Here is an 11,028-nt window from a genome sequence, read left to right on the forward strand (position 1 = left end):
AAAGCCAAAGAATACTTAGAAAGCGATTCAGGTTGCCAACTATATGCTCAACGTAAAATAGAAGTTGAGCCTGTTTTTGGTCAAATGAAGCGCAATTTTGGTGTACGAAGAGTTCATGTAAGAGGAAAAATTGGGGTTTCAAATGATATTGGAATCCTGTTAATGGCAATGAATTTAACCAGATTAGCAGAAATGATAAGAAGAAAAGGAAGGGGACCTCTTTTCTTTTCTTATATTTTATTAAAATTAATAAAAACCGAGAAACATCTCATCTTTTTGAAATGTTTGTCGGTTATTTTTGAGACTTTTTGCCCAGCCTCTTGTTCTTTTTATTATTTTTAGACTGTTTTCACTTTGGGGATAATTGATTCAAAGCTTCTATAGAATTACCCCTCTCATATGATCTACATGGTAAAATACACAAAAAAGCTGAACTCAAATGAGTACAGCTTTTACAATTTTCTTCATATAAATATTAATTTCTCTAACCAATATAAATTGGGTTAGTAAATAATTTCAGCTTCCCTGCTTGGTCTCTTACCTCAATTCTAAGTAAAGACTCCTGTTCTAGCTGAAGGGTTTCCTTAATTTCAAAGGATCCTGCTTGGTGACAATGAATCTCCTTAAGTAAGTTCTGACGGCCATAAATTAATACCTTGTCGGCCGCTTGGAGTTCATTAATATTGACCAACAAGTTATAAGAATCCTGCTTAAGAGGCACCCGATCTCCCAATTGGTATTTACCGTCTAAGATACAGCTAGCAATAAGCGGACCTAAGGAAATATATGTCCGGCCTAACTTTAAAGCTTGCAGAATCTGGTCTAGATCGGCTTCTTGTGGGGCCAAGACATAAGTATAAGCTAATTGATCTTCTGAGGCTGCTGGTGTATGCCAGTCGCGGCCGGTTGAAGCATTAATTTCGTAACCCATGGCTAAGAAGTCTAGCCACTTAGCAAAACCTGCCTGGTTATAGGCATAGTTATTGGGATTCTGCCGATTCCAAACTTCCAAAGTATCAACATATTTTAAATCATGCAGAAGGTAGTCCCAGCGACAACCGGTACAATAGGGATTGCCTTCAACAAATGGATGGGCGACCGTGACATTCAAACCTTGCGCCTGTAATTCTTCCGTAATTTGGTCAATATTATACGGATTTAATTCAGTCCAGTTGCGGACAATATCATTATAGGCTCCGTGGATTAACATATGACCATGGAAACTAGTATATTCCATACCCGGTATTAAGTAAACCTGAGTATCATAATTCTGATGGGCAGCTGCTTCATCGTGGGCCGTCGTCGTATTATGGTCAGTAATAGCTAGCCAATCAATGCCTTGCTCTTGAGCTTGCTGTAATAAATACTCAGTTGATTGTTGGGCATCCGAATGCAGAGTATGGCTATGGAGCTCAGTTTTGTAGAAGCGGGCTTGGGGGTCAGATAAGGGACGGTTTTTAGCTGGTCGAGCTAGGGGTACCACACTAGTCAAAGGTTGAGGTTGGGACTTGGCTTGGTCAAAGCTAAAATCCGCCAGGACTCGTAGAGAGCCTGTTACAAAGTCAGAAAAAAGACCATGACAAGAAATGGTGAAGGTCCAAAGCCCCGCATCAATGGGGTCAGGTCGAAAGCCTAAAGAAGCTTGGTCCGGAGCCAGAATAATTTCTTGTTGCGTATTAAAATAATGGTGAGCCCCACGGAAACCTTGATTATCCTGGATGGTTATCGTTAATAGATTGCGAAAGCCATCCTGATCTTGGGCCAGTTCAGCCGGTAAGCCTTCTTTAAGAAAGGCTCTTTCCAAAGCTTCTAATTCAGTTTCCAATAAAGGTTGATAGTCAAATAATACTTTTAACTGTTGGACCCCCGCTGGCACCTCAACCCGGTAGTCAAGATGACTCTGATGAGCCGACGCATAGAGCTTAAAGTCTTGCTTGAATAATTCAATCGTCATTCTATCTTCCTTCTTTCTTAGCTTTAAGGTAGGTTAAGGCTTTACGGCTAGTAACATTCACACAGCCCATATCTAAATAATAATCTATCTGTGTAAGATCATTGACAGTCCAAACTGAAAGACCTATCCCCTTTGCTTTCAAGGCCTTTATCAAAGCTGGCGTGGCTAGTTCATAATACACTTGGACTACAGTCACCCCAGCCCGGCTTAAGTCCCCTAAGGCTTCAAAATAGGACTGTGCTTCTAATTGTTCTAAACTAAAGTGATTTTCAAGATTATAGAAAAGTTTGTCACGGTCAGCTACAGCAAAGTCTTCTAGAAGGATTGATCCTGAAAATACCAAAGGATTAGCTAGTTCTTGCTGGCGAGCATAAGCTAAAACGGCAGTTCCAACTGATCGACTTTTGCAATCAATATTGACAATTAAATCAGGTCGTTGACCCAGTAAAGTAAAACAATCTGCCAGGCTCACCGCCGCATGATAATTCGTAAGCATATCATGGGCTAAATATAAGGTTCCATCATCAGCTAGTTGAACATCTATTTCCATGGCAGAGACCGAACTATCTAAACATGCTTGAATAAATTCTAAACTATTATCAACATAACCATCACTACCCGTATGTGCTGTAATCATTTTAACTTCGCTCCCATTCTGCTTCTTTTAAATTGGACATGATATAAACTACTGCTGCGAAAGAACTCAATAAGAATATGATGACCGATAAGGCAGCTGCCCGTTCATAATCCATATATGAATTAAACTGATCATATAAACCAACCCCTAACATTTTAGGATGATTGGCTCCCATCAAAAATGGTGTGGTAAAAGAACCAATGTTACCCATATAAACAAAAGTCATCGACATAATGATAGTCTTATAAGTAATTGGGAGTATCAACTTGTTTAGGATATGCAATTTACCTCCACCCACATCTCTTAGACTTTCGATATAAGAATCCTTCACATTTGATAAAGCAGATAAAATAATTAACGTAGAAAAAGGAATATTAAACCATAAATTCATAGTGATAATACCTTGGACATTGTACATCCAACCCAAAGAAAATTGAATTCCAAAAACCTGATCTAAAACTCGGATAATAACTCCCGCATCTTTAATCATAAGAATCATACTATATACTGCTACCATGCCAGGTACAAATCGTGGTAATAAAACTAACCAGCCCATAAATCCGGCTAGTTTTGATTTAGAAAATCGCAAAAATAAGGCTAATAAGAAACTAATGATAAAAGTTAAAATCACGGTGATCAATACAACATATAAAGTGTAAAGAATGTTTTGAATTTGGATGGGATCTGTAAAGAAGTAAGTATAATGTTCTAAGGTAAAGCCCCCGCCGCCTTTAATAGAGAACGAACGGACAAAAGCAGAGAACATCGGATAAATCACAAAAATTAAAATGACCAGAAAGGCAGGCCCTATTAATAAATAAGGGGGCCAACGGTTATCCTTATTTTTCATTGAAGGGCCTCCTTCTTATCATACATTTGATATTTAGCAATTTGATAAGAAATGGCATTCCCTTCAAGATACTTGGCCGACTCAGTCCGGGTGACGTAAGATTGTAGATGTTGATTATTCTGCGTCTTTAATGAAAGAATCGCATAATGTCCTACTAACATAATGGCTTCAACCTCTGCCTTTTGCTCATACATAGATGCCGGTCCCACTAAGACATCTTCTAGGCGGATAGCCATAATTTGACCCGTTTCTGTTGGCAAGAAATTCATCGCACCAATAAAGGAAGCCACGTATTGAGATTGAGGATTATCATAGATTTCATTTGGTGTTCCTAATTGCGAAATGTGCCCCTTATCCATAACTACAATCCGATCCGAGATTGACATAGCCTCTTCTTGGTCATGGGTAACAAAGACAACGGTTAGGTTAAGATCTTGTTGAATACGCTTCAGTTCCAACCGCATTTCTTGACGAATTTTGGCATCTAAGGCTGAGAATGGTTCATCCAACAATAGGACAGCAGGCTCTAATAAAATTGATCGAGCAATCGCCACCCGTTGTTGTTGCCCCCCTGAAAGCTGGGCTGGATACTTCTTTTCGATGCCAGGAAGCTTAACTAGGTCTAAGACATTTTTTATTTTTTCTTTTATTTCAACCTTCTTAACCTTTCTTAATTTCAAACCAAAAGCTAAATTATCATAAACACTCATATGCGGCCACAAATTATAACCTTGAAAAACCATCCCCGTCGGCCGGTCTTCGGGTTCTAAATTAGTAATTTCTTGATCATCAATTAAGATGCTCCCTTGGGTCACTTTATTGAAGCCACCAATGGCTCTCAAAATTGTAGTTTTACCACATCCTGATGGACCTAAAAGTGTTAAAATCTCATTTTCATAGATATCTAAATTAACATCACGAACGCCGTCACCATTATCATAAATAATACTTAAATCTTTCACTTTTACTTTAACTGTCATTTTATGCTCCTAACTACATCCTAAAGCCTTCACCCAGTGTTTTGGCACTGAGATATTTACGGAAAATAACGATTAACACCAAGGATGGCAACATCAAAATCAATGAGAATACAGCCCCAGCCTGGATAGGATAATCCAAAATAACCCCATACATGGCTGTTGCCATGGTTGAAATTTCTGGAAATCCTACCAATAGAGTCCCTTGAGCTTCTTCTAAGGAACCTAGAAAGGTATAGATACTAGCCACAATAATACCTGGCATAGCTTGAGGTAAGGTTATTTTCCGAAAGACAGTTAAGGGTTTGGCCCCGATATCACGCGCCGCTTCCTCCTGTTGGAGTGGTATAGCTCTAAAAGAAGCAGACGGTATCATAATCATCAACATCATGGAATTGATCATATGCACAATAATGACCCCTGGTACGGTTCCAATTAATTTCATTTTATAGAATAAAATGGCCATGGATACATAAATCCCCATCTTTGGAAAGGCATTGGAAACTAAAAAAGTAAACATCACACCCTGACGACCTTTAAAACGATAGCGGGCTAAAGCGTAAGCTGCTGGAATACACACTAATAAGGTCGCAATTGTAGTTAAGGTGGCAATGATAAAGGATGATGCAATTGAAGACACTAGTTGGTCTTGCCCAAATACAAATTTCCACCATTTAAATCCAAAAATAGACGGTAAAATATCTGGAAAACGGTAAACATCCCCAAAAGCTACAATCATATTATTTAACAAAGGGGTGTAGAAAAAGGTTAAAAAAATGATGAAAACAATCCAATTGATGAGATTACTGCGGCCATATTTATAATAGCTATTTTTAATAAATTGCATGACAATACTCCTCGTCTGTCTGATTAAACTCAAATGCCTTAAAAAACAAGAGGCTGTGACTCCTGTCTCAGCCTGCTTTGTTTTTAAATTTTATGATATTACTTAGTTAAGGGTTCCAATTTCTTTATCCCAACGTTCAGTTAATTGACCACCTAACTCACCTAGACTTGTGCGTCTGAAATTAGTCACATCTAAGTCTTTTAATAATTCAGCATTTGCAGAATCCATATTAGATGAATCAATCAATGGAATAGCTGCCATATTATCTAATAGAATTTGTTGTGCTTGTTCAGATAACATGAAATCAAAGAAAGCATAAGCGCCTTCTGGATTTTCAGCTTGCCGGCCAATCGTTGGAATCGCGAAGGTTACTAATCCACCAGTGAAAGCAGGATCGATTTGGGTAATTTTGGTGGTTTCAGGAAGGATTCCTTGATTAATTTGTGAAATAATTTGATCTGCCCAAGCAGGAATCATATCCACTTGTTGATCAATTAATAAATCAATGGTTCCTTGATTTTTATTTGGATAAACCGTCTTACCACCTGATTGATAAAGTGATCCATGTAGGTCTTTTAATAAATCAAAACCTTGATCCCATTTCTCCATATTAGCAGGATCATCAGAAACAAGTGCTTCTTCATCTAGGTTATTATAGATTGCAGTCGTTACAAATGAACTACCAGCCCCGCCTGAACCTGGGGTATTATATGCGAAACGACCTGGATGGTCTTTAATCCATTGATAAAGTTCTTCAGAAGTAGTTGGTACTTTATCAACACGTTCTTCATCATAAGCTAACACAACGGTTGTTCCTCGGAAAGGAATTAGATACTCGCTACCCTCAGCTACTTGAGCTTCGACGTTTTCAGAATTAGGTATTTTCGAAAAGTCGAGTGGAAGAAACATATCTTCAGCAGAATTATCCGCTGTATAGGAAACAAATTCGTCAGCTCCCATTTCCACAATATCAAAATCTGTTTCTTTTTCACCGGCTGCGGCTGCTGCAACAATCCGATCACGAACACTTTGAGCCCCAGATCCAGATAAGACAAATTGAATTTCTAAATCATATTTTTTACCATACTCTGATGAATCAAAAGCTTTTTCTAATTCCTCATACACTAAACGGATATTATCAGACCCACCAGTCCATAAAGTAATGGTTTGTTTATCTTGCGCAAAAGCGGTTGGTGAAATTAAACCAGCAAGAGTTCCTAAAGTTAGGGCAGCACAGGTTACTTTTTTCAAGAATTTTTTCATAATTTCCTCCTGAATAGTCAATTTTTTAACAAACAAATTATAACAATCAGTTATTAATTCAACGTAAATTCAAGGTAAATTCAACGTAAATTTTTTCGATGCTATATTAATTTTATGTAAAGAAAATAAGCAAAATCTAAGCTTTTTTGTCCTTTTCATTAGTGAAACCTTGTTACTATAAAGAAAGGATTAATTAGTAAATTATTTGTAAATAATTTATTCATTAGCTAACTTACAAAAATAAGCATATATAATTTTATGTATAGTAATTCCATAAAAATAACGCTCCTATCTTAATGAATAGAAAGCGTTTAATCTAATTTAATTTGTACCAATTTTCCTATAATTTCCGGTCTAACAAGTCTCGATAATCCTCCACTACTTCATCTGCTAATGAAACATCTTGGGCGGGTTCATGAGGATCAACATAAGCAATACAATACATGCCAGCTAATTTGGCTGCTTGAACCCCATGACTTGAATCCTCAATTACGATGCAATCTTTAGGTTCTAAGTTCATCAACTTAGCCGAATATAAGAAGATATCTGGGGCCGGTTTAGACTGGGCAACCGCTTCACCGGTCACTAAATGCTCAAAATATGACCTTATTCCAAGAGCATCCATAGTACGTTCAATTTCTGACATAGGTGAAGATGAGGCCACTGACATTCGGTAGCCCTTGCCGTGCCAAGCATTTAATAATTCTAAGATATGGTCACAAGGAATAATCCCATCCCGAGCCACAATTTCTTCACGGTAACTAAAGACGCGGTCAATATAGTAGTCCGACGCCTGGTCTAAAACGCTAAAGTCAGCAATAATCTCCTGCCAAGTTTCTGGATTCGACCGGCCCCGATACTGGTCAATATATGATAAATCTACATCCACTCCGTGGTCTGCCAAGACTCTTTGAATAGCTAGAGAGTAGGCATATTCTGACTTAATTAAAACCCCATCCATATCAAAAATTATATTCATGTCTGCACTCCCTTTCCTTTTGTTACTAAATAGTATAACTAATTTGTCTTGACTTAAGCAAACTTAACCAAGTTTCATATTTTATCAATTCATTCATGATTTCAGCCAAATGATGATTTTTCGCTTGACTTTATTACTTAATTTTAGTTAAATGGTAATTATTACTATTTACATCAAATTTATTTTTAGGAGGATCGACCTTGCTATCATCACTAATCTTTAAATTGACTTGTTTTATCCTTATGTGGCCCATGCTCTTTTCGGTGCCAGTCCTCTATGCCAATGCCGCCCCTGACCCTCAGGTTGATCAATCTTTGACCATGATGACCATGGGCCTCTTGACGGCGATCCTAGCCTGGTTCTGCCTGGGCTATCCCTTAATCTATGATAACGGTCACATAGGGTCCTTCTGGCCTAGCTTATTAAAGGCTGAACCTAATTTACTGGCTGACATGTGTTTACAGGGGGCTTTTTTTATTTATGCTGCAATTATGTTTATGGGAACCCTCAATGGCCGAGTGGCCTGGCCTTACTTCGTGGTTTTCACGCCCCTTTGGTTAGTATTAGTTTATTCCCCCTTAGCTTATTTACTCTGGACAGACCAAGGTATCTTAAAGGCAATGGGTGCCCTTGACTTCTCTGGGGGGTTAGTGGTCCATTTGTCTGCAGGCTTAACCTCCCTCATTCTAGCCCGGCGCTATCATGACCGTAGTCCAGACCTAGGAAACCGTCCCTCTGACCTCATCCCCAATTATATGGCAAGCTTTTTAATCGCCTTTGGCTGGTTTGGATTTAACCTAGGACCTTTGGGAGACTTTAGTCAGCAAGCCCCCTTGATTATAAGTAACACGGTCATTGCCGTTCTTTCCGCCAGTTTAGGTCAGGTTATCTATCATTATAAGCATTTAAAGAGCCGTCATTTAATGACCGGGATGATGGTGGGGCTAGTGACGTCCACAGCAGGTGTCGCTTTTCTGCCCCTATGGGCTATGTTGATCCTTGCTATGGTCTCGGGTTATTTAATTGCTTGGGCCTTAGACCGTTGGTCCATCCATGATCCGGTGGATTCCTTTATTATCAACGGCTTAGGGGGCTTAATCGGCGCCACTGGCCTCATCTTCTTGGCCGCCCCTCAACTAACGCCTAACCATGAAACGGGTTTATTTTTCGCTTTTAAACCAGATTTTATCGGGGCGCAAGTGCTTGCCCTGGGGCTGACCATGCTAATCACCTGGTTAGGAACCCATCTTACTCTCTATCTCTGTCAACTAATTCCATTCAGCCATAAAGGAGGCACATTTTCATGCAAAAATCATTAATCACTATTCTCGGTGCCGGCGCAGCTGGAATCGGGATGGCCGCAACCCTAAAACGTTTTGGCATCACTGACTTCCAGGTCATTGATAAGGGTCAGGTGGGTCAATCCTTCCGCCAATGGAGCCCTTATACCCATTTTATTTCACCCTCCTTCAATACGGCTGGCTTTGGTTTTCCCGACCTAAATGCGGTCACACCGGATACCTCACCAGGCATGTTCCTTCAAAGTGAACACCCTTCGGGTCCAGCCTTTGCGGCCTACCTACAAGCCATTGCTGATGAACTCCAATTGCCTGTCATCTGTGGTGAAGAAATTTCTCATATTTCTTATCAGGACGGCTACTACCACTTGACAGGAAAAAAAGACTCCTACCAAAGTCCCTATTTAATTTTGGCCCTGGGTGACTATGCTTTTCCTTATGATGGCGGGATTGAAAATGCCTACTTAGGCATTCATTATAGTCAATTAGGGGATTACCAGCACTTAACTGAAGCCCAAACCTATAGTATCATTGGTGGCAATGAAGCTGCTTTTGATACCGCCATTGCCTTGGCGCGGCGTGGCTACCGGTCAACTATTTATACGGATCGTTCTGCCATAGACTCTCAGTCTTATGACCCCAGTCAAGGCCTATCGCTCTATACTAAACACCGCTACCAACAATTTGCTGCGGCCATTGAAATCAAACGCGGCGTCCGTATTCAAGCCATCCAGAAAAAAGGACCCCTTTTCACTTTAATCAGCCAAGACGGATCACACTTCGACAGTCCAACTGCCCCTATTTTGGCCACTGGCTTTGCTGCGGTTAAATCCCCCCTTATTCAAGACCTCTTCGAACTGGACGGGACGCGGCCGGTTTTAAATGAGTGGGATGAATCAACCCTCTTGCCTGACCTTTTCATGGTGGGACCCCAAGTCCAACACCAAAATGTAATTCTTTGTTATATTTATAAATACCGTCAACGTTTTGCGGTCCTAGCCGAAGAAATTGCCCGCCGGCAAAGTCTTGACCTCAATCAAGGGCAAGTCCAACACTACAAAGATAACCAAATGTATTTAGCTGACCTATCTTGTTGTGGCACTGATTGTTTCTGCTAATCATGACTCAAACTGAAAATAACTTTTTCATTAACAAAATTTTATGCTATAATACAGCTATCAATTATTCCACACGTACATAAACAAGGGGTGCCACTTTGGCTGAGAAATACCCTCATTATTGGATCAAGTTCGTACTTGCGTCAAGATGTTTACTCCTTTTTGTGCACGCCACACTGAAAGGAGTTTTTTTTATGGCAAAATTATCAACCCGGGTCTGGCTTGAAATCGCCCTCTGTGCCGCTATTGCGACGGTGCTAGACTTATTTATCCCTTCCCCAACTTTCGCTGTTGAGGTCTCAGTCAAAATGCTACCGATTATCTTCCTCAGCCTACGTCGTGGCTGGCCAGCCGGCGTGCTAGGTGGTTTCTTATGGGGACTCCTCCAAGTCCTACTTGGCGACGCTTATTTCTTATCAATTATTCAATTTCTCTTAGAATACTTCGTCGCCTTTGCCCTAGTAGGTCTTGCTGGCCTCTTGGTTCAACCCATGCAAACAACTTTAGTTGATCAAAGTCAGGCTTATGGTAAACAAATTAGTCTAGCGATTGCTGCCCTTGTTACAGGTTCTTTGGCTCGTTATCTGATTCATTTTCTAGCCGGTGTCTGGTTCTGGGGATCTTATGCCCCTGAAGGTCAAAGTCCATACCTTTACTCATTTTTAGTTAATGGTGGAGCCTTCCTTTCTGAGACCCTCACCTGTGCCATCGTTATAGCCCTCTTAGTTAAGTTCTACCCACGCTTGATTTTGGTTAAAAACCACGGCAAATCTTGGACCTAATCCATTAAATAAATTCAGAGGCTGGGCAAAAAGTCCAGTCCATAAAAAGACAAGGCCATTATCGCAATCGTGATAATGACCTTTTTTTATTATTTTAGTAAACATGAAAGCACTCACATGATATAATGTAAATAAGCACAAATACATTTAAAGGAGTGGCTTTCATGTATAAACATTATAACACATCTGATTGTTCTTTAGTATTAAATTTAGATTTTGATATCGCTAAAAATCACGATGCCCGTTTCATTAGCTTATTCGTTGATTCAATCCCTGATAGTGAATTTCCTAAACCTACTTCCACAGGGCGTCCAGGCCATCAT

Annotated in this window: 11 protein-coding genes and 1 riboswitch; of the genes, 4 read left to right on the forward strand and 7 right to left on the reverse strand. The window is 39.8% G+C overall.

The features are described 5' to 3' along the window. A partial coding sequence (locus tag G396_RS11275; RefSeq protein ID WP_155857440.1) for a transposase occupies positions 1-342 on the forward strand: 342 nt, incomplete at its 5' end. 142 nt (positions 343-484) lie between these two features. On the opposite strand, the gene G396_RS0108100 is transcribed toward G396_RS11275, so the two are convergent. The 7 genes from G396_RS0108100 to G396_RS0108130 form a co-directional block, all read right to left on the reverse strand. Then, the gene (locus tag G396_RS0108100) at positions 485-1,954 is read right to left on the reverse strand and encodes a CehA/McbA family metallohydrolase (protein ID WP_028125661.1); all 1,470 of its coding nucleotides are present in this window, start codon (positions 1,952-1,954) and stop codon (positions 485-487) included. Between the two features lies 1 nt (position 1,955). Continuing rightward, positions 1,956-2,591 (reverse strand): glycerophosphodiester phosphodiesterase, encoded by a 636-nt coding sequence (locus G396_RS11040; protein ID WP_051221247.1) that lies wholly within the window; start codon positions 2,589-2,591, stop codon positions 1,956-1,958. A 1-nt stretch (position 2,592) separates the two neighbouring features. Next, entirely contained in the window at positions 2,593-3,441 is an 849-nt protein-coding gene (locus G396_RS0108110) for an ABC transporter permease (protein ID WP_028125662.1), read from the reverse strand. After that, a complete protein-coding gene (locus G396_RS0108115; protein WP_028125663.1) occupies positions 3,438-4,421 on the reverse strand; it encodes an ABC transporter ATP-binding protein in 984 nt (327 codons plus the stop codon). Before G396_RS0108115 ends, G396_RS0108110 begins: the two co-directional genes overlap by 4 nt. Positions 4,422-4,434: 13 nt before the next feature. Beyond that, positions 4,435-5,265: an ABC transporter permease gene (locus G396_RS0108120; protein WP_006417919.1), complete on the reverse strand. Its 831-nt coding sequence runs from the start codon at positions 5,263-5,265 to the stop codon at positions 4,435-4,437. Positions 5,266-5,367: 102 nt separating this feature from the next. Continuing rightward, a complete protein-coding gene (locus tag G396_RS0108125) occupies positions 5,368-6,528 on the reverse strand; it encodes an extracellular solute-binding protein (protein ID WP_006417828.1) in 1,161 nt (386 codons plus the stop codon). Positions 6,529-6,868: 340 nt separating this feature from the next. Further along, positions 6,869-7,507 (reverse strand): HAD family hydrolase, encoded by a 639-nt coding sequence (locus G396_RS0108130; protein ID WP_006417787.1) that lies wholly within the window; start codon positions 7,505-7,507, stop codon positions 6,869-6,871. A 200-nt stretch (positions 7,508-7,707) separates the two neighbouring features. Between G396_RS0108130 and G396_RS0108135 the strand changes: the two genes are divergently transcribed. The 3 genes from G396_RS0108135 to thiT all read left to right on the forward strand — a co-directional run bounded on the left by G396_RS0108135 (position 7,708) and on the right by thiT (position 10,705). Next, positions 7,708-8,826, forward strand: coding sequence for an ammonium transporter (locus tag G396_RS0108135; RefSeq protein WP_028125665.1), 1,119 nt, complete (start codon positions 7,708-7,710; stop codon positions 8,824-8,826). Next, positions 8,811-9,923, forward strand: coding sequence for an NAD(P)/FAD-dependent oxidoreductase (locus tag G396_RS0108140; protein ID WP_028125666.1), 1,113 nt, complete (start codon positions 8,811-8,813; stop codon positions 9,921-9,923). The genes G396_RS0108135 and G396_RS0108140 overlap by 16 nt, the downstream gene beginning before the upstream one ends. A 76-nt stretch (positions 9,924-9,999) precedes the next feature. Next, positions 10,000-10,089: riboswitch (TPP riboswitch) on the forward strand. A 28-nt stretch (positions 10,090-10,117) separates the two neighbouring features. After that, entirely contained in the window at positions 10,118-10,705 is a 588-nt protein-coding gene (thiT, locus tag G396_RS0108145; protein WP_028125667.1) for an energy-coupled thiamine transporter ThiT, read from the forward strand. Positions 10,706-11,028: the final 323 nt, after the last annotated feature.

It is taken from the genome of Eremococcus coleocola DSM 15696, from assembly GCF_000428865.1.
GTDB lineage: Bacteria > Bacillota > Bacilli > Lactobacillales > Aerococcaceae > Eremococcus > Eremococcus coleocola.

Excerpts from the sequence above, each read along its gene's own strand:
- G396_RS0108100 (WP_028125661.1), bottom strand. The coding sequence starts at position 1,954 with ATGACGATTGAATTATTCAAGCAAGACTTTAAGCTCTATGCGTCGGCT.
- G396_RS11040 (WP_051221247.1), bottom strand. The coding sequence starts at position 2,591 with ATGATTACAGCACATACGGGTAGTGATGGTTATGTTGATAATAGTTTA.
- G396_RS0108110 (WP_028125662.1), bottom strand. The coding sequence starts at position 3,441 with ATGAAAAATAAGGATAACCGTTGGCCCCCTTATTTATTAATAGGGCCT.
- G396_RS0108115 (WP_028125663.1), bottom strand. The coding sequence starts at position 4,421 with ATGACAGTTAAAGTAAAAGTGAAAGATTTAAGTATTATTTATGATAAT.
- G396_RS0108120 (WP_006417919.1), bottom strand. The coding sequence starts at position 5,265 with ATGCAATTTATTAAAAATAGCTATTATAAATATGGCCGCAGTAATCTC.
- G396_RS0108125 (WP_006417828.1), bottom strand. The coding sequence starts at position 6,528 with ATGAAAAAATTCTTGAAAAAAGTAACCTGTGCTGCCCTAACTTTAGGA.
- G396_RS0108130 (WP_006417787.1), bottom strand. The coding sequence starts at position 7,507 with ATGAATATAATTTTTGATATGGATGGGGTTTTAATTAAGTCAGAATAT.
- G396_RS0108140 (WP_028125666.1), top strand. The coding sequence starts at position 8,811 with ATGCAAAAATCATTAATCACTATTCTCGGTGCCGGCGCAGCTGGAATC.
- thiT (WP_028125667.1), top strand. The coding sequence starts at position 10,118 with ATGGCAAAATTATCAACCCGGGTCTGGCTTGAAATCGCCCTCTGTGCC.